At 67.3% G+C, this 18510-nt stretch carries 16 protein-coding genes; 9 read left to right on the forward strand and 7 right to left on the reverse strand.

Annotated elements, in window-relative coordinates:
* Positions 1-409: 409 nt before the first annotated feature.
* The 3 genes from ABNF93_RS27980 to ABNF93_RS27990 all read right to left on the reverse strand — a co-directional run bounded on the left by ABNF93_RS27980 (position 410) and on the right by ABNF93_RS27990 (position 3768).
* Positions 410-1294, reverse strand: coding sequence for a carbohydrate ABC transporter permease (locus ABNF93_RS27980; protein ID WP_349331198.1), 885 nt, complete (start codon positions 1292-1294; stop codon positions 410-412).
* Between the two features lie 2 nt (positions 1295-1296).
* The gene (locus tag ABNF93_RS27985; protein ID WP_349331199.1) at positions 1297-2247 is read right to left on the reverse strand and encodes a carbohydrate ABC transporter permease; all 951 of its coding nucleotides are present in this window, start codon (positions 2245-2247) and stop codon (positions 1297-1299) included.
* Between the two features lie 96 nt (positions 2248-2343).
* On the reverse strand, positions 2344-3768 hold the full coding sequence (locus ABNF93_RS27990) for an extracellular solute-binding protein (protein WP_349331200.1): 1425 nt from the start codon (positions 3766-3768) through the stop codon (positions 2344-2346).
* Positions 3769-4033: 265 nt separating this feature from the next.
* Between ABNF93_RS27990 and arfA the strand changes: the two genes are divergently transcribed.
* From arfA to ABNF93_RS28005, 3 genes are read left to right on the forward strand one after another with little or no spacing between them, the layout of a single operon-like run.
* Entirely contained in the window at positions 4034-5551 is a 1518-nt protein-coding gene (gene arfA / locus ABNF93_RS27995; protein WP_349331201.1) for an arabinosylfuranosidase ArfA, read from the forward strand.
* Positions 5552-5572: 21 nt separating this feature from the next.
* Entirely contained in the window at positions 5573-6631 is a 1059-nt protein-coding gene (locus ABNF93_RS28000) for a zinc-dependent alcohol dehydrogenase (RefSeq protein WP_349331202.1), read from the forward strand.
* A gap of 47 nt (positions 6632-6678) precedes the next feature.
* Complete coding sequence (locus tag ABNF93_RS28005; protein WP_349331203.1) at positions 6679-7782, forward strand: arabinan endo-1,5-alpha-L-arabinosidase; 1104 nt, start codon at positions 6679-6681, stop codon at positions 7780-7782.
* Between the two features lie 96 nt (positions 7783-7878).
* Here the strand turns inward: ABNF93_RS28005 and ABNF93_RS28010 are convergent, their stop codons facing one another.
* The 3 genes from ABNF93_RS28010 to add form a co-directional block, all read right to left on the reverse strand.
* A complete protein-coding gene (locus ABNF93_RS28010; protein ID WP_349331204.1) occupies positions 7879-8556 on the reverse strand; it encodes a Type 1 glutamine amidotransferase-like domain-containing protein in 678 nt (225 codons plus the stop codon).
* Positions 8557-8668: 112 nt separating this feature from the next.
* On the reverse strand, positions 8669-8941 hold the full coding sequence (locus ABNF93_RS28015) for an integrase core domain-containing protein (protein ID WP_349331214.1): 273 nt from the start codon (positions 8939-8941) through the stop codon (positions 8669-8671).
* Positions 8845-9891: an adenosine deaminase gene (gene add / locus ABNF93_RS28020; protein WP_349331205.1), complete on the reverse strand. Its 1047-nt coding sequence runs from the start codon at positions 9889-9891 to the stop codon at positions 8845-8847. The genes ABNF93_RS28015 and add overlap by 97 nt, the downstream gene beginning before the upstream one ends.
* Before the next feature lie 128 nt (positions 9892-10019).
* Between add and pyrE the strand changes: the two genes are divergently transcribed.
* Positions 10020-10523 carry an orotate phosphoribosyltransferase gene (gene pyrE, locus ABNF93_RS28025; protein WP_349331206.1) on the forward strand — a complete coding sequence of 168 codons (504 nt, stop codon included), beginning with the start codon at positions 10020-10022 and terminating at the stop codon, positions 10521-10523.
* An 87-nt stretch (positions 10524-10610) separates the two neighbouring features.
* On the forward strand, positions 10611-11312 hold the full coding sequence (locus tag ABNF93_RS28030; RefSeq protein ID WP_349331207.1) for a hypothetical protein: 702 nt from the start codon (positions 10611-10613) through the stop codon (positions 11310-11312).
* Between the two features lie 135 nt (positions 11313-11447).
* Here ABNF93_RS28030 and ABNF93_RS28035 read toward each other — a convergent pair whose 3' ends face one another.
* Positions 11448-12479 carry a LacI family DNA-binding transcriptional regulator gene (locus ABNF93_RS28035; protein ID WP_349331208.1) on the reverse strand — a complete coding sequence of 344 codons (1032 nt, stop codon included), beginning with the start codon at positions 12477-12479 and terminating at the stop codon, positions 11448-11450.
* 180 nt (positions 12480-12659) lie between these two features.
* Between ABNF93_RS28035 and ABNF93_RS28040 the strand changes: the two genes are divergently transcribed.
* The 4 genes from ABNF93_RS28040 to ABNF93_RS28055 are packed head-to-tail and all read left to right on the forward strand — an operon-like array spanning position 12660 to position 18358.
* Positions 12660-14654 (forward strand): glycoside hydrolase family 127 protein, encoded by a 1995-nt coding sequence (locus ABNF93_RS28040; protein ID WP_349331209.1) that lies wholly within the window; start codon positions 12660-12662, stop codon positions 14652-14654.
* The gene (locus tag ABNF93_RS28045) at positions 14651-16051 is read left to right on the forward strand and encodes an extracellular solute-binding protein (protein ID WP_349331210.1); all 1401 of its coding nucleotides are present in this window, start codon (positions 14651-14653) and stop codon (positions 16049-16051) included. The genes ABNF93_RS28040 and ABNF93_RS28045 overlap by 4 nt, the downstream gene beginning before the upstream one ends.
* Before the next feature lie 3 nt (positions 16052-16054).
* Positions 16055-17434 carry an ABC transporter substrate-binding protein gene (locus ABNF93_RS28050; protein WP_349331211.1) on the forward strand — a complete coding sequence of 460 codons (1380 nt, stop codon included), beginning with the start codon at positions 16055-16057 and terminating at the stop codon, positions 17432-17434.
* Positions 17435-17437: 3 nt separating this feature from the next.
* Positions 17438-18358, forward strand: a complete 921-nt coding sequence (locus ABNF93_RS28055; RefSeq protein WP_349331212.1) for a carbohydrate ABC transporter permease — start codon at positions 17438-17440, stop codon at positions 18356-18358.
* Positions 18359-18510 lie beyond the last annotated feature (152 nt).

The raw sequence follows: 18510 nt of genomic DNA on the forward strand, positions 1-18510 counted from the left end.
GTTAGCGGTGTGGCCCCCTCGGCCGCTGCGGTGATTGACCACGCTGAGCAGGTTTTGTTAGCGGTGTGGCCCCTCGGCCCGGCATCGTGGTTGGACTGATCCGCCCATGGCGCTGTTTGGCAGGCTACTTGCCTGGTCGGGTCCGCAACTCGCCTGGTTGGCCGGGTGACTCGCCTGGTTGGCTGGGTCTATGGACCCTGGGCGAGGTGTTGACGCCGCTTTTGTGTCTCCATGCCTGGTTGACCAGGCCACGGTCGGGCGGCGCTGGTCAGTCGGGCGGGGCTGGTCAGTCGGGCGGCGTGGTCGGGCGGGCCCGCCTGGTTGACCAGGCCAAGTCGGGTGGCGCTGGTCAACCAGGGTCGGTCAGATCCCGGGTCGTCGGGCAGTGCCTGGTTGACCGGTCCGCGGGTCAGCCCTTGAGGCCGGTCCTGGCGATGCCCTCGACGATCCGGCGCTGGAACAGCAGGAACACCACCATGAGCGGCAGCGCACCCAGCACGGCCGACGCCATGATCTGCGCGTACTGGATTCCGTACGAACTGGAGACGGTGGCGAGGCCGACCGGCAGCGTCATCAGCGGGGTGCTGGTCAACACGAGCAGCGGCCACAGGAAGTTGTTCCATGACCAGACGAACGTGAAGATCGCGACCGCGGATATCGCCGGACGGGAGAGCGGGATGAAAAGCTGCGCGTAGATGCGAAGGCGGCTGGCACCGTCGACGAGCGCGGCCTCCTCCAACTCCCGCGGAACACCGTCGAAGAACTGCTTGAAGACGAACACCGCGATGGGTACCGGAATCTGCGGCAGGATGACGGCCCAGTACGTGTCGATCGCGCCGACCGCGGCGAACTCCCGGAACAACGGCACGATCAGGGCCTCGCCGGGGATCATGATGCCGGCCAGGATGAACCAGAACACCACGTTGCTGCCCCGGAAACGCACGCGGGACAGGGCGAAACCGGCCATGCTCCCGACGAGCACCGCCATCGTTGCCACGATGATCGAGATGATCGCGGAGTTGGCGTACCACTGCAGCAGGTTTCCGGCGCCGATGACCTTCGTGTACGCCTCGATGGTGGGGCTGTCGATCAGCCACGTGACGGGGACCTTCGTGGTTTCGCCCTCGGGCTTGAGGGAGGTGTCGACGGCCCAGAGCAGCGGCACCAACCACAGGAGGGCGAAGGCGATCAGCACCCCGATGCAGACGCCGTTGAAGACCCGCGCCCGGGTGATGCCTCGCTTCTCCGGCGGTGCGGTGACCCTGCCACCGGTCGGGGTTGCGACTGCCGTCATCGTCAGACCTCCCTTTCCTGGCGCCGCATGATCGTGAACCACACCAGCGACACGACGAGGATGAGGGCGAACAGCACCATGGACACCGCCGAGGCGTAGCCGACCCGGTAGTCGGTGAAGCCCACGTCGTAGATGTACTGGATCGCCGGACGGGTGCTGAAGTCCGGCCCGCCCGCGGTCATCAGATAGATCTGGTCGAAGATCTTCAACGACGCGATGATCTGCAGGACCGCGACCAGGGTGGTCGTACGCCCCAGCAGTGGGACCGTGATCCGCGTCATCTGCTGCCAGGCGCTGGCGCCGTCGATGCTCGCCGACTCGTAGAGCTCGCGGGGGATGTCCTGGAGCCCGGCCAGATAGAGCACGAAGTTGAACCCGATGGTCCACCAGACGGTCGCGGCCGCGACCGAGATCATTGCCCAGTTCGGGTCACCGAGCCAGATCGGCGGAGCGAACTCGACACCGAACCAGCCCGCCACCGTGGTGAGCCAGCCGCTCAACGAACCGATATCCGGGGTGTAGATCCAGCTCCAGATCAGGGCGATGACGGCAGAGGGCAGGACGTACGGTGCGAAGAACACCAGCCGGAAGAACCATCGCCCACGGACGACCCGGTCGGCGAGGAGAGCGAACGCCAGAGCCAGGATGACCAACGGCGGTGTGGTGAGGATGGTGAACCACACCGTGTGCCAGAGGGACTCCCAGAACTCGGGAGTCTGGAAAGCCTCGGCGTAGTTGGCGAATCCAGCGAAGCTGCTCAGGCCGCCCTTGACGAGACTGGTGTGGAAGAAGCTCATCACCAGGCCGTAGATACTCGGGCCGACCAGGAACAGCACATAGAGAAGCAGGAACGGCGCAAGGAACCCGAACCCCGCAAGTGCCGGTTTACGGCGCCCGCCGGACGCCGTGGTCCGTTCGTCCGCGGTCTGGGGAGCGATGGTCGCGGTGCCCACGAGACCTCCTGACCTGGTTGAGAGGCGATTCTTGACGGTGGCTCTACGACGCGAAATCCCGGGCCGCGGAGCTGACTGCAGAAGCGGGAACGACGATCAGAGCGGTGATGCGGTCCGTGCGAGCTTGCTGACCCCCCTCTTCATCTGCTCGACCGCCGCCTCTGGTGTGGTCCGCCCGACGAGAACACCGCCGAGCGCCGAGCCGGTGACCGCCTCGAAGTTCGAACCCGACCCGGAGAACCAGGCCGGTGGGTCGTAGACGGCGCTCTCGGCGACGTCGGCGTAGTTGGACTGCGGCTTGATCTCCTTGTACTCCGCACTTTCCTGGACGGGGAGCCAGGTGGGGATGTGGCCGCCCTCGCCCCAGGTGATGCCCTGGTCGAGCATGGAACGGATGAAGCCGAAGATGAGGTCGATCCGGTCGCGTTCGAGCGGGTTCTTGTTGGGCATGACGAACGTGTGCGAGTCGGCCTGTACGGCGTAGCTGTCACCCAACAGGTGGGGGAATCTCGCCATGCTGAACGGAATCTTGGCGTCGATGAAGGTCGAGACCTCCCACTCGCCCTGGAAGAAGAATCCGGAGCGCTGGTTGGCGAAGAGTGCGACGGCACCGCCGTAGTCGATGCTGGTCGGCATGAGCTCCTCCTCGACGGTGACCCGGCGCATCAGGCTCGCGGCCTGGATCGCCTTGTCGTCCTCGAGGATCTCGTCGGGTGCGCTGCCCATGAGCAGCTTGCCGCCGAGCTGGCCGTACAGGCTGAAGAAGAACCGCCACGGCGTGGAGGTGTCGGCGATGGTGGCGACCGCACCACCCCACGTCCCGCTCGCCTCTTTGGCCTTGGCGAGGGCCTCGATGAACGCGTCCTCGCCGTCGACCGAGGTGAGGTTGCCGTCGGTGTCGAGCAGACCCGCCTTCTCGCAGATGTCGGTGTTGTAGAACATCACGAACGGGTGGGTGTCGAGCGGGATGGCGTAGATCTGACCGTCGATGGTCGCGCCATTGATCGCGGCCTGGACGAACTTGTCGGGTTCCATCCCGTGGCGCGCGAGATCCTCGGGCGCGAAGGGCTGGAGCAATCCGGCACTGACGAGGGTCGGAACCCTTGTCAGGTGGGAGATCGCGACGTCCGGTGGCTGCGCGCCGAGGGTGGCGAGGGAGAGCTTGGTGTAGTACGGATTGCCCCACGTGAGGGTGACGGCTTCCAGGTCGACGTCCGGATTCGCCTTCTGGTAGACGCCCTCCATGTCCTTCATGCGTACGCCGTCGCCGCCGCCGAGAAGGTTCCAGTAGGTGAGGACGTTCGCACCCGGCGGGGCGCCGGTGAAGCCTGACCGCACGCTGCCGCAGCTGGTGAGGCCGCCGGCCATGGCACCAGCGGCGAGCACGCCCGCAGAACGCAGCAGCGCGCGCCGGCTGTGCTGGCGGCCCGAGGCTGGCTGCCCCGTAGACAGGGGATTGCGCGACGACAGGGTGTGCCCGGTAGAGCCGCCGGGCGGGCGACCAGCAGCCGAAGCTGACACCGACCCACCTCCATCCGATCGACCGACGTCTTGACGAAGCTGCGCCATCTGCCGCCGGTGGTCGACGAGCGGACGGTGCTCGATCCCCCGAGGTTTCTCGGCGCCCGATCCTAGGACGCCGGGCCAGCACACCGGAACCATCCTGAATGTCGAGAATGTTCGATATGCCGAACAATGTGCGTGATATCGACGCTCAGGCTACGATCGCGTGTCGTTGGCGTCAACGCAATCCCTCGGCCGAAACTCCCGGCCTGGAAGGAAGAACGTGAAGCAGGCCACCCTCTCCCTTGATCCGGCGTTCGCGATCGGTCCGATCGACCCGCGCGTGCGCGGCTCTTTCGTCGAGCACCTCGGCCGCTGCGTCTACGGCGGCATCTACGAGCCCGACCACCCGGACGCCGACCCGGACGGCTTTCGGACCGACGTCCTCGATCTCACCCGCGAGCTCGGTGTGACCACGGTCCGTTATCCGGGCGGCAACTTCGTGTCCGGCTATACCTGGGAGGACGCGATCGGGCCGAAGGACAAGCGTCGGCGCCGGCTCGACCTGGCGTGGAAGACGATCGAGACCAACGCGGTCGGCGTCGACGAGTTCGCGGCCTGGTGTCGCAAGGCCGGTGTCGAGCCGATGATGGCGGTCAACCTCGGCACGCGCGGCGTCGACGCGGCGACGGCACTGGTGGAGTACTGCAACCATCCGAGCGGGAGCTACTGGTCCGACCTGCGCGTGTCGCACGGGGCGAAGGACCCGCACAACATCAAGATCTGGTGCCTGGGCAACGAGATGGACGGCCCGTGGCAGATCGCACACAAGAACGCCCGCGACTACGGCATCCTCGCCCAGCAGACCGCGCACGCCATGCGACTCGTCGACCCCGACCTCGAGCTGGTCGCCTGCGGAAGCTCCAGCCGGCGGATGCCGACCTTCGGCTCGTGGGAGGCGGAGGTCCTGGAGCACACCTACTCTGTCGTCGACTACGTCTCGCTCCACTCGTACTACCGGCCGAAGGACGGCGACTTCGCGAGCTTCCTCGCCTCCGGTGTCGACATGGACGCGATGATCGAGTCGGTGATCGCCACCTGCGACTACGTCAAGGCCAAGGTGCGGAGCAACAAGACCATCAACCTGTCGTACGACGAGTGGAACGTGTGGTACCACGAGCGAGGTGACGAACGGGAGTGGGTGGAGGCGCCCGCGCTCTACCAGGACGAGTACTCCCTCGCCGATGCGGTCGTCGTCGGATCACTGCTCAACAGCCTGTTGCGCCGCGCCGACCGGGTGTCGATGGCGTGTTTCGCCCAGCTGGTCAACGTGATCGCCCCGATCACGACCGAGAACGGCGGGCCGGCATGGCGCCAGTCGACGTTCTATCCGATGAAGTACGCCTTCTCCTACGGCGTCGGGCACACGCTTCGGGTGGAGCCCTCGGGGCCGGTGGTGGAGACGGCGGAGTACGGCGCCGTGCCCCAGCTCGACTGCACGGCCACCCTCGACGGCGAGACCGGCGACGTGGCGATCTTCGCTGTCAACCGTTCTTTGACAGAGCCGCTCGGTGTGGTGGCCGACGTGCGGGCGCTGGGGAGCGGTTCTGCGGATCCCGGCGTACGCCCGGTCGCGCACGTGGCGCTGCACGGACCTGACCGGGACGCGACCAACACCCGTGACAACGCACGGGTCGTCCCACAGGAACTGCCGGTGCCGGTCGTCGACAACGGCGAGCTGCGGGTCGAGCTGCCGCCGATGTCGTGGAACATGATCCGGCTGTCGACGCCCGCGGCGTGAACGAGACGGGAGGCGGCCGAGATGGGCACGATTCCAGAGCACAGTTCGTCGGTGATCGTCCGTGGCGCCGACGACTTCGCGATCGTCGACCTGCCGGTGGTGCGGCCCGGGCCGGGTGAGGTCCTGGTCCAGGTCGGCGCGGCGGGGATCTGCGGCAGTGACGTGGAGCTGTTCGAAGGCACCCGGCCGGCGGCGTACGTGCGGTATCCCGTCGTACCCGGCCACGAATGGGCGGGCACGGTGGCCGCGCTCGGCGACGACGCCGCGAGCGGCGGGACGGCCACTGGCGGCGCCGGCCTTGCGGTCGGAGACCGCGTGGTTGCGCAGGGTTTCCGCAACTGCGGCCGTTGTCCTCGCTGCCGGGAGGGTGCGACGAACCTGTGCGAGGCGGGGTACGCGGAAACGGGGTTCACCCACCCTGGAGCGTTCGGTGGCTACGTGACCGTGCCGGCGCGACTCGTGCACCGGCTGCGTGCCGACGCCGACCTCGAGGCGGCCGCACTGTTGGAGCCGTCGGCGTGTGTCGTGGAAGGGATCCGGGCCGCCGCCCCGGCGGTGGGCGCGCGGGTCGTCGTGGTGGGCACTGGAACGCTCAGTCTGGTGGCGTGCCAGATTCTCTCCGCCTACAGCCCGGCCGAACTGGTTCTCATCGGCGACAGCCCGGGCGGGCGCGAGCTCGGGACGCGGTGGGGAGCGACGCGGTGCGTGAGCGGCACCGAGGCGGCTGCGCCGGGGTGGTCATGTGAGGCCGACGTGGTCTTCGAGGCCGGTACGCGGACGACCTCGGCGCGGGTCGCGCTGGCCGCAGCACGTCGTGGCGGAACCGTCGTCCTGGAAGGGATTCCGGCCGGTCCGGCCGAGGGCGACCTGGCGGAGATCGCGCTCAAGCACCTCACTGTCCAGGGAGTCTTCGGTGCGTCGGCGGCGGCGTGGGAACACGTCGTCACGATGTTCAACGCGGGACTGCTGGACCTCGCTCCACTGATCAGTCATCGTTACGCCGTGACGGACGTGGGGTCGGCGATCGCGACCCTGCGGGACCGTCCGGCCGATCTTCGCAAGGTGTTACTGGTGCCCTGACAGTTGTTCTGGCTTGCATCCTCGCTGTTGCGCGACAGGAGAGGCGCATGACACGAATCATGGCGGTTGTCATCACGGCGATGCTCGTCGCAGTCATTCCACAGGCCTCGACATCGGCCCAGCCAGGGGAGTCCGGGGACCGGCCCGGGCCAGAAGGTGACCCGGAAACCGTGAGCGGAGCCGGTACCGTCGTGCCACCTGACGAGTTGACCGGTGACCTGCGTACGCACGATCCCGCGTTGGTACGGGAGTCCGAGGGGAAGTCCGGCACCTCGACCGCCCGTGACGGGGACTGGTACGTCTTCTCCACCGGCGATCCGCAGGTGTCCTCGGGCACCGTCCAGATCCGTCGGTCCAGCGATCTCGCGTCGTGGGAGTTCGTCGGAACGGTGTTCGACGACATTCCCGCGTGGGTGCGCGAGGAGGTGCCGGGTGTCTCGAACATCTGGGCGCCCGACGTCTATCGCCACGACGGGGTCTACTACCTCTACTACTCGGGTTCGACGTTCGGCTCGAACCGCTCGGTGATCGGGCTCGCCACCAACACCACGCTCGACCCTCGCGATCCTGACTACGAATGGGTCGACCAGGGACTGGTGACGCGGTCGGTCCCCGACGACGACTACAACGCCATCGATCCCGGCATCGTGGAGGACGACGACGGCACGCCGTGGTTGGCGTTCGGGTCGTTCTGGAGCGGGATCCGGATGGTGCGGCTCTCGTGGCCGGACGGCAAACCCGTTGCTGGACAGGGCGAACCGCTGCGGCTCGCGGACCGGCACGTGCCGCCGAACGCGATCGAGGCGCCGTACATCGTGAAGCGCGATGGGTGGTACTACCTCTTCGTGTCGATCGACTTCTGTTGTCGTGGTGTGGAGAGTACGTACAAGATCGCGGTCGGCCGGTCGCGCGAGGTCACCGGGCCCTATCACGACAAGCTCGGGACGCCGCTCGCCCACGGTGGCGGCACGGTGCTGCTCTCGGAGCAGGGCACGATGTTCGGGCCCGGTGGCCAGTCGGTGTTCGACGGGATCCTGGCGCACCACTACTACGACGGGACCGCCGACGGCGACTTCCGTCTCGGGCTCCGCCGGATCGTATGGGGCGCGGACGGCTGGCCGCGTCTCCACGGGCCGGGCACGACCCGGTAGACGCGCAGGTACACCTGTGGTCACGTCGGTGGCACACCGCGCCCGCCCAGCTGGTGAGCTGTCCAGGGTCCGCGTTCCACCTGAGCTAGGACGGAACTAGGAGGGAAAGAGCCTCCAGTGCCCCTCGGAGATGACCTCGACGGTCCCGTCGGTCACCTTGATGGCGGTGTCGTCGTCGATCGCGTACGCCGGCCCTGGGATACCGGCAGCCCATCGCTCCGCGTCGGCCATGGTGTTCTCCGGCATGTCCTGGCCGTCGAGGTGCGGGAAGATCGAGAAGTCGACGACCCCCAGGGCGCTGTCCTCCCCACCGGCGGGCGGCTTCCACCCGACGAAGCGATGCCCGATGCGGGGGGTCATCACCATGCTCCCGGCGCTCAGCCCTACCCAAACCGTCTCGCGCAGCGACGGCAGGAGATCCGCCAACCCGGACTCCCGCATCCAGTGGCACAGGTACAGGGCATCGCCGCCTCCCACCAGCAGGACGTCTGTCTCCCGGACCAGCGGGACCCAGCGTTCCTCATCGATGCTGGGCAGCGCGGTGAGCTCCAGCACTCCCACGGACTTCCAACCCAACTCGCACATGGGCGTGAGGGGTTGTCGTCCGCTGATGAAACGCCATGCCTCCGCTCCTGGACCGACGTGGGGATGCCCGTACATCGCGGTTGGGATGCACAGGGCGCTGGAGTTGGCGATGGGTTTGCCCAGCAGGTCGACCAGCGCGTCGTGGACGCTCGCGTTCTTGATGCCCGCGGACGTGAGAAGAAGCCGCAAGATGCCTCCCGATTCGAGTGCGATGGAGCAGTCGGACGTATAGACCTGGGACCGCCGCGAAACTTATCGCTTCCGAACGCGCCGAAACTGCCAACTGCGTGGCGGTGCGGCTTCATCCAGCGAGGTATGCGTGGCGCGGAGTGCGGTCGCCGAGCGCCTGGTGCGGCCGGATCGTGTTGTAGGTCTGGCGGAACAGGTTCGTCTCCACCGCCAGCGCGTCACCGTCGGGGATCTCGCGGCGGAACTTCCTTGCCGAGCCGTCGGGCCGGCGGCGTCGGTGTTGTCCGGTCAGATGATCGTGGCGATGCGGGCCTTCACCTCGGGCGTGGCGAACGCGGCGTCGAGCGCGTTGCGGTTGACCTGTGCGAAATCGCCCGACGTCCAGCCGAACGTCGCCGCCAACCGTTCGTACTCCTGCCTCAGCCGGACGTCGGTGACGGCGCGGGTGTCGGTGCTGATGCCCACCCGCACGCCCGCCCGACGCAGGCGATCCACCGGATGGCTTTCGTACGACTCCACCGCACTCGTCTGCACGTTGCAGGTCGGGCACATCTCGAGGTGGACGCCCGACTCAGCCAGCCGCGCGACCAGCTCAGGATCCTCGACGCTGCGTACGCCATGACCGATCCGCGTCGTCCCCGTCACGTCCAGCGCCTCGTGCACACTCTCAGGTCCACCGGCCTCGCCCGCATGGACCGTGATGCCGAGCCCAGCCTCGCGGACGAAGTCGAACGCCGGCGCGTGGACCTTGAGTGGGTACGCAATCTCGTCGCCGGCGATGTCCATCCCGGCCACCGGCCCTGACTTCGCGTGCCGCTCGACCAGCCGCGCCGTTTCGATGCTCTGCTCGGCGCTGTAGTCGCGCAGCGTGCAGAGGATCAAGGTCGCCTCGACGCCTGTCGCCGCGATCTGGCGTACGGTCTCTTCGCTCACGCAGGCCACCACCTCGTCGGCCGACATGGCACCGCTTTCGGTGTGGATCAGCGGCGCGAACCGCAACTCCGCGTAGACGATCCCGTCCGCGGCCATCTGCGCGAACACGTCCGCGACCGCGATCCGCAACGCGCGTTCGGACTGCAGGAGCCTCCGGTAGTTCATCGTGTACGCCAGATAGTCCGCCAGCGACGGGCACCTGGGCGGAGCGACGAAGTTCCGGTCGTAGTGCTCCCGCGTGATCGAGGGCTCGATCCGGTGCGCCGCCTCGAAGCTCAGGCAGCAGTCGAGGTGGCTGTGCAGCTCGATCTTGGGTGCCGCGGCCAGATCCATCGCGTTGGTCGTCCCTTCGATTCCTGGGCCGGCGGCCCGTCGGCTCGGCGGTGTGTCGGCTGCGGGCACTGCCCTGCTATTTCATCAAGCCGGCCGGGTGCTGTGCACGAGGTTATTCGCGCGACTCGCGCGAGTGCGGGACCTCTCAACCCGACCTGGCGTGCGCCCCTGGGGTCGACCTGCGCCATGCTGGGTTCATGACCCTCCGCGAGCTCGCGCGCGACGTCGAAGCGCGCTGTCGGCTGACCGGGAGCTTCGTCCTGCGTTCGGGGAGGGTCTCGGACGTGTACTTCGACAAGTACCAGTTCGAGGCCGACCCACGGTTGCTGGACCGACTCGCCGAGCATCTGGTCGCGCTGGTGCCGCCCGATACGCAGGTCCTCGCCGGGCTGGAGATGGGCGGGATCGCCGTGGTCACTGCGCTGGGCCGCCACACCGGTCTGCCGTGTGCGTTCGTACGGAAAGAACCGAAGACGTACGGCACCCGCCGGCTCGCGGAAGGTGCCGACCCGGCTGGCCGGCGCGTCCTGGTCGTCGAGGACGTCGTCACGTCAGGCGGTCAGGTAGCGATCTCCACCCGGCAGCTCCGCGAACTCGGCGCCCACATCGCGCACGCGCTCTGCGTGATCGACCGCCAGGAGGGCGGGACCGAGGCATTGGCCGCCGAGGGGATCCGGTTGCACGCCCTGCTGCGCATGTGATCGCCCTGAGCGGGCGCGAGAACACTGTGGCATGAGAGGCTCGGCAGCACTGGCCGCACGGGGGTACGAACCGGATCCGGAGTTCCCATGCAGGCTCGACGCAGCGCGGCCCTGCCCCGTCCGTGGTGGATCGCCGCCGGGCTGCTGCTCGTGACCTGCGCATGTGGAGTGACGTCCGGGGACCGACCGAGCGTGTCGTCGGAGTCCGCACGGCCCGCGACCTCGACCACGCCGCCCGCCGAGTACGCGACCAAACCGGCTGGTGCTGGTGGGAAGCAGCGACGGCCCGGCGAGAGGGTCCTCGCGACTGCCTACGTGACGGGCTACTCCGTCCACGACAACTCCCCGCCCGGTTCGGCCCGGATCGCCTATCCGAACGAACGTCACGAGGTCGCGGCGGGGGTCGGCAGCTACGACGACCCGATCACCGTCGCCGTCGGCTGGCACCGGAAGGAGGGGACGCAGTGGCCGGTGCGCAGCCGGTTCTATCTTCCGTACCTCCGTAAGTACGCCGTCGTCGAGGACCAGTGCGGCGACCGGGCACAGGACGGGCCGTGTTACCAGCTGGACGAGGCTCCCGACGGTGCGACCACCTGGATCGACGTCTGGGCGGGTGGCGAGGGTCGGGCTCGTGCCGCGACGGAGCGGTGCCTCACCCGGATCACCGGAATCCACCTGGTGATCCATCGGCCGGCGAAGGGCTATCCGGTCAACCGGGGCGAGGTCGCGGCAGCGTGCGACCGCGACGAGTTCTGGCCTGACCGAAGGCCCGCGGTGCCCGGCGGATGATGAGCGGAGGAGGCGAGCGGCGGCGCTGAACCTGCACCGGCCGCGCAACCTCAAGGTGTGGCCGCGCGCAACCTCGAGGTGTGGCCGCCGCTGCTTACGCCTGTCGCGCGGCGTGGGGCGGAGCTCGGGCCGGGCTCAGGTGCGTACGGGCCCGGTCGACTCGCGGGGGACGAGCTGGCAGGGGATCGACTCGACTCCCCCGCTCGGTGCCGCACCGCCGATTGCCGCGAGAAGGTGCTCCGCCGCGACCCGGCCGACTTCCCCGAGGCTCATGTCGATGGACGTGAGCGGCGGCCGGCAGGCCTTCGCCATCGCCTCCCAGTTGTCGAAACCGATGAGGGCGACGTCGTCGGGGATCCGTCGCCCCCGCTCGCGCAGCGTCTCCGCCGCCCCGCGGGCGATCTGGTCGCTCCCGCAGAAGATCGCGTCGACCTCGGGGTCGCTGCGCAGCAGGATGTCGGCACCTTGCCGCCCCCACTCCTCGCTCCACTCGCCGTAGAGCGCCTCGCCACCGGCGAGCTTCAGCCCGGCGTCGTCGAGGACCTTCGTCATCCCAGCCACCCGTTGCCGCGCGGCGAGGAAGCGCTGTGGTCCGGCGACGTGGCCGATGCGGGTACGACCGAGGGCGAGCAGGTGCCGGGTCGCGGTCTGGCCGCCGCCGAAGTCGTCCGGGATCACCGAGAAGTCGGCCGGGTCGGTCGACTGGGTCATCGCGTAGACGACCGGCACGGGCAGGTCCGTCCCCACGCTCGGGCGCGGCTCGACCCGGCGGCCGGTGACGAGGATGCCGTCCACCCGGCGAGCGAGAAGCATCTGGATGTGGTGCCGTTCCCGGATCGGGTCGTCGCGGGTGTCGCACATGAAGACCGAGATCTGGCCGGCGCCGAGCGCGTCCTCGGTGCCGAGCATCACCGGGATGCAGAACCGTCCGAAACTGTCGGAGGTGACCAGGCCCACCGTGAAGGTACGCCCACTGAGCAGGCCGCGGGCGAGCGCGTTGGGCCGGAACCCCAGCTGGCGCGCCGCCGCGGCGACGCGCTCGCGGGTCTCGGGGCGCAGGGTGCCGCGTCCGTTGAGCGCCTTGGACGCCGTGCCGATGGAGACGCCGGCCGCCGCCGCGACGTCACGGATGGTCGCGACACGCCCCGGCTGAGACGCTTCCGACAATCCTTTTCCTTCCTCTGCCGTACGAACACCGCTCCCAGCATAGACGCTGTTTCAGCACCCTCAGCAGGGACTACCGACGCGTGAACTGACCTAAAGCTGACGCCGGCCTTGACGCTGCCGATGCCGGATCCCAAACTTTCGGAAATCCTATTCCTTCCGTTTGCCGTACGAAGGAGTCCGATGGGCAACGCACGTCCGACCCCGTCCGAACAAGCGTGTGGGCCCGCCGTGCCCACGCCGAGCGGGCGGGCGGTCCATCGGCCGCTCGGCATCCGCGACGTCGCCCTCACCGGTGGACCGCTGGGCCGGTGGCAGCAGGTCAACCGCGACGCCAGCATCCCGCTCGGCATCAAGCAGCTGGGCGAAGCCGGAAACCTCGACAACCTCCGCCTCGCCGCTCAGTCGGTGGCCGGCGAACTGGGCGAGGACGCGGCTGCCGCCTTCCGGGGTCCCCGGTTCTCCGACTCCGACGTCTACAAACAGCTCGAGGCGGTGGCGTGGGAGGCCGGGCGGGCGCCTGACGACGACCTGATGGACTTCGTACGCCAAGCAGGCGAACTGCTCCTTGCCGCCCAGCGCGCCGACGGTTATCTCAACTCCTACTACCAGGTCGTCGCGCCGGAGAAGGAGTACGCAGAACTCGCGCACAGCCACGAGATGTACTGCGCCGGCCATCTCATCCAGGCCGCGGTCGCGATCGCCCGCGTCGGTGGCGGCGAACAGGTGCGCACGGTGGCAACCCGGTTCGCCGACCATCTCGTCAAGGTCTTCCTGCACGACGGAAATCCCGGCATCGACGGGCATCCGGAGATCGAGACGGCTCTGGTCGAGCTCCACCGCGTCACCGGCGAGCGCAGCTATCTCACGCTCGCGGAGAAGCTTGTCAACGAACGCGGCAAGGGCCTGATCTCCGGCCGGGGGAGGCGCTATCTCCAGGACCACCTGCCCGTGCGGGAGGCCGACACGCACGTGGGCCACGCCGTCCGCGCGTTGTACCTCGAGGCCGGCATCGTCGATGTCTACCTCGAGACCGGTGACGAGTCGCTGCTCGAATGTTCCGTACGCCGGTGGAATGACATGGTGGCGGCGAAGACGTACCTCACCGGTGGCGTCGGCTCTCGGCACGCGCAGGAGGCGTTCGGTGACAGGTACGAGTTGCCGCCGGACCGTGCGTACACCGAGACGTGTGCGGCGATCGCGAGCATCCACTGGAGCTGGCGGCTGCTGCTCGCCACCGGTGAGGGCAGGTACGCCGACCTGATCGAACGCACGCTCTACAACGGTTTCGCGGCGTCGACGTCGACCGACGGCACGCGGTTCTTCTACGTCAATCCGTTGCAGCGTCGCCACGACCACTTCGAGGGTGACGATCCCGGCCGCCGGAACGAATGGTTCTCGTGCGCCTGTTGCCCGCCCAACATCATGCGCCTGGTCGCGACGCTCGGCCACTATGTCGCGAGTGTCAGCGAGCCCGCGGACGCGTTGTTCGTCCACCAGTTCGTTCCCGGTACGATCCGCGCCGAGCTTCCGTCCGGCGCGGCCGGTGTGTCCGTCGCCACCGACTTCCCGTGGGCGGGCACGGTGTCGTTCACCATCGACCAGGCACCGGGATCGGAATGGACGCTGGCCGTTCGTGCGCCCGTGTGGAGCACGGCCGTCAGCATCGCGGTCGACGGCCAGCCGACGGACGTCGCCCCGGACGAGAGCGGATACCTACGCCTGCGCCGTGCCTGGAAGCCAGGCGAGCAGGTGACGCTCGAGCTGGACATGACGCCCCGGATCGTCTACCCGCACCATCGGATGGACGCGGTCCGCGGTACGGCGGCAGTCGAACGCGGCCCGCTCGTCTACTGCGTCGAGCAGGCCGACCAGCCGGCAGGGGTCGACGTGGACGACCTCGCCCTGGTGCCAGGTACGGAACCTCAAGTGGTCGACGTCGACGATCTCGCCGGCGTCGGACGTACGGTCACGCTGCACCTGAATGCCGTCGTCGTCGCCCCACCCGGCAACGGTTCTCCGGACTCCGCCACACCGCCCTACTCCACCACACCACCGGAGGAGCAGGTCACCACGACCCCCACCACCGCGGTCGCCATCCCGTACTTCCAGTGGGACAACCGGGACGGCGCCGCGATGCGCGTCTGGTTGCCCGTCGCACATCGGAGCGCACCATGACAGCTGGACGGTTGCGTACGTCGAACATGAGCCGGCGGGACATGCTCAGGCTGAGCGGCCTGGGGGCCCTTGGCGCCGCGGCGCCCGCCGCCCTCGCATCGTGTGATGGTGGTGGCTCGGGAGGCGATGGTGCCGAGCTGCAGTTCATGTACTGGGGATCGACCTTCGAACAGAAGGCCATGAACGCCATGCTGGCGGAGTACAAGGAGCACTCCAACGGCGGCGAGGTCCAGCCGCTCTACACACCCGGCACCGATTACACCACCAAGCTCAACACCCTGGTCGCCAGCAAGAGAGCACCCGACCTCGCCTATCTCGGCGGAGGCGTGCTCTATCGCCTGGCTGAGCAGGGCAAACTCATCAACCTCTACCCCTATCTCAAGAAGTACCCCGAGCTGGGAGAGCGTCTTCCCTACACCTATTACTGGTACGGCAAGAACAAGCTTGCAGCCACCCAAACCGCCAACGAAGTCATGCTGTTGTGGTACAACAAGCAGGCGTTCGACGATGCTGGCATCGACTATCCGCCAGCCGAGGCGGACAAGGCGTGGACTTGGGACCAGCTGGTCGAGGCTGCCACCAAACTCACCATGGACCAGGACGGCAGGCATCCCGACGAGCCTGGCTTCGACTCCAAGGCCATTCGCCAGTTCGGCATCGCCTCCAACTGGAACAACTTCGGCTGGTATCCGCTCGTACGCAGCAACGGCGGCGAAGCGGTCGACGACAGCGGCACGGACTTCGTGCTCAACGGAGCCGAAGGAGTTCAGGTCTTCCAGGACCTCCAGGACCTGACGTTCAAGCACAGAGTCGCACCGACGCCGGCGCAGCTGGCCACCGGTGGTGCGGGCGTACCGACGACACCACGCCTGCTGCAGACCCGACGGGTGGCCATGGCCATGGATGGCCAGTGGCTGCTGCTGGACATGGCGCAGAGCAACCTCGACTACGGCATCGGGGTCCTGCCGAAATATCAAGAGGCACTCACCGTTGGATTCGCGGCCGGGACGGTTGCCTTCACTGGTAAGGGTCACGATGACGAGACCGTCGAGCTCTACATGTTCCACAACGACCCGCGCTATGTGGACCTCTACAAGGACGGCTTGTGGATGCCGCTCGAGGAGAAGTTCTACTCCGACCAGGCCGCGATCGATTCCTGGACGAAGAACGACGCGCACCCTCCGGAGTTTCGTACCGCCGTCGTCGACTACACCCTGAACAACTCCGTCCGGCAGTACGACCAGAGCCTGAAGAACACCGACAACATCGCCGAGGTCATGACGCCCGCTCTCCAGCAGATCCAGAACGGCAAGCGTCCGGCCAAGGAGGTGCTCGATGAGCTCAAACCAAAGGTCGACAAGCTTCTCCAAGGCTATTACCCCACTCAGGAGCTGTAGGTCATGACGACATGGAGCCGACGAGACGTCCTGCGGCTCGGTAGTGCCGCCGCGGGCGTCGCGGCATCGGGCGCGGCGGCCTCAGTGCTCGCCGGCTGCAACTCTGGTGGCGGTGCCGGCGGCGATGCCGAGCTGCAGTTCATGTACTGGGGTTCGTCGTACGAACAGAAGGCCATCAACGCGATGCTCGGGCAGTTCGAAGCCGAGCACGAGGGAGTGTCGGCGAAACCGCTCTACACACCTCAGGAGTACGACACCAAGGTCAACACGTTGGTCGCGAGCAACCGCGCGCCCGACGTGGCGTACATGGGCGGGGCGATCGGCTATCGCCTTGCCGAGCAGGGCAAACTGGTCAACCTCTACACCTACTTCGACAAGTATCCCGCTCTCGCCGACCGGTTGCCCGGCACCTACTTCTGGTATGGCAGAGACAAGACGTTCGGTACGCAGACCGCCAACGAGGTCATGCTGTTGTGGTACAACAAGGACGTGCTGGCCGACGCCGGCGTGGACACGCCACCGGCCGACGCGGCGGACGCCTGGTCCTGGGACACCTTCGTCGAGACGGCGACCCGGCTGACCCTGGACCAGGACGGCAGGCGTCCCGACCAGTCCGGCTTCGACCCGAAGCGGATCCGCCAGTTCGGGGTCTCGACCAGCATCCAGTACCCGCCGGCGTGGGAGGGTTTCCTGCGCAGCAACGGCACCGGCTTCGTCGACGAGGCTGGCCGGAAGTGCCTGCTGGACACGCCGCCGGCGATCGAGGTCTTCCAGAACCTGCAGGATCTGATGTACGAGCATCGCGTCGCTCCGACGCCGGTGCAACTGGGCAACAACGCACCGGCGACCAACGTGCAGCTCCAGACGAAGCGGATCGCGATGGCGATCGACGGCCAGTGGATTCTGCTCGACATGGCGCAGAGCAAGCTCGACTTCGGCATCGGCGTTCTGCCGAGTTACCAGGAGCCCACGACGATCCAGCTCGGCGGCGCCTCGGTGGTCTTCACCGGCAGCAAGCATCCAGAAGAGGCGATCGAGCTTTACCTGTTCCACAATGACCCGCAGTACGTCGACCTGTTCACCGACGGGTTGTGGATGCCACTGGAGAAGAAGTACTACACCGAGCCCGAGGCGATCGACTCGTGGATCGACAACGACGTCCACCCGCCGGAGTACAAGTCCGCCGTTGTCGACTACACCCTCAACCACGCGAGCACGGTCTTCACGCAGCGGTTGAAGAACATGGACAACATCTCCGAGGTACTCACACCGGCCCTGCAACAGATCGAGGGTGGAAAGCAGTCCGCCAAGGAGGTCCTGACAGCGGTCACGCCGAAGATCGACGGGCTTCTCCAGGGCTGGTATCCCACGCAGGAGGTCTAGGACGTGCCAAGGCAGCGCTCGTCGGGACGGCGTTTGTCGGGACAGGGGCGGCTGGAACGCCGTTGGGGGATCGTCCTGGCGATGCCGGCGGTTCTCGGGTTCGTCATCTTCACGATCGGGCCGATGGTCGCGTCGTTCTTCTTCAGTCTCACCGACTGGACGATCGGCGGGAGTCCGTCGTTCATCGGGGTCGACAACTACCAGACGCTTGCGGGTGATGAGTTGTTCTGGAAGTCGTTGAGCGTGACGACCTATTACACGTTGGGCACGGTGCCGCTGATCCTGGTCCTCGGCTTCATCCTCGCGCTGTTACTCAACCAGCAGGTACGCGGGCTGAGCGTCTGGCGGACGATCTACTACCTTCCGACGTTGGTGCCGGCGGTGGCGAGTGCGGTGTTGTGGATCTGGATCTTCAACCCTGATTTCGGTCTGCTCAACTCGTTGCTGCGCCAGGCGGGACTGCCGACGTCGCAGTGGATCTACAGCGAGACCGCGGTCGTACCGTCGATGGTGATCATGAGCAGTTGGGGTTTCGGCAATGCCATGGTGATCTTCCTGGCGGGTCTGCAGGGAGTGCCACGCCACTTGTACGAGGCGGTCTCGATCGATGGCGGTGGGGTGTGGCAGCGGTTCCGGCACGTGACGCTGCCGATGATGACGCCGACGATCTTCTACAACCTGGTCACCGGTGTGATCGGGACGTTCCAGGTCTTCAACCAGGCGTACGTGATGACCCAGGGCGGGCCGAACAACGCCTCGCTCTTCTACATCTACTACCTCTACCGCACGGCCTTCACCGAAAGCGCGATGGGTTATGCGAGTGCGCTGGCGTGGGTGCTCTTCATGATCATCATGGTGATCACGTTCCTGCTCTTCCAGAACGCCCGGCGCTGGGTCTACTACGAGATGGCAGGTGCCCGATGAGCACGGCTGGGGTCGCCGCATGAGCACGGCTGGGGTTGCGCAGGAGGCGTCGAGGGGTCGGGTCGCGCCGAGTGGTGGGCTCGCTCCGCGCAGGGGGGCGCGTCCGGGTCGTCGTGGTGTCGGGCGGACCGTGCTCTACGTGGTGCTCGTCC

Origin of the sequence: Actinopolymorpha sp. B9G3 (genome assembly GCF_040120725.1) — a bacterium.
In the GTDB taxonomy this organism is placed as follows: domain Bacteria; phylum Actinomycetota; class Actinomycetes; order Propionibacteriales; family Actinopolymorphaceae; genus Thermasporomyces.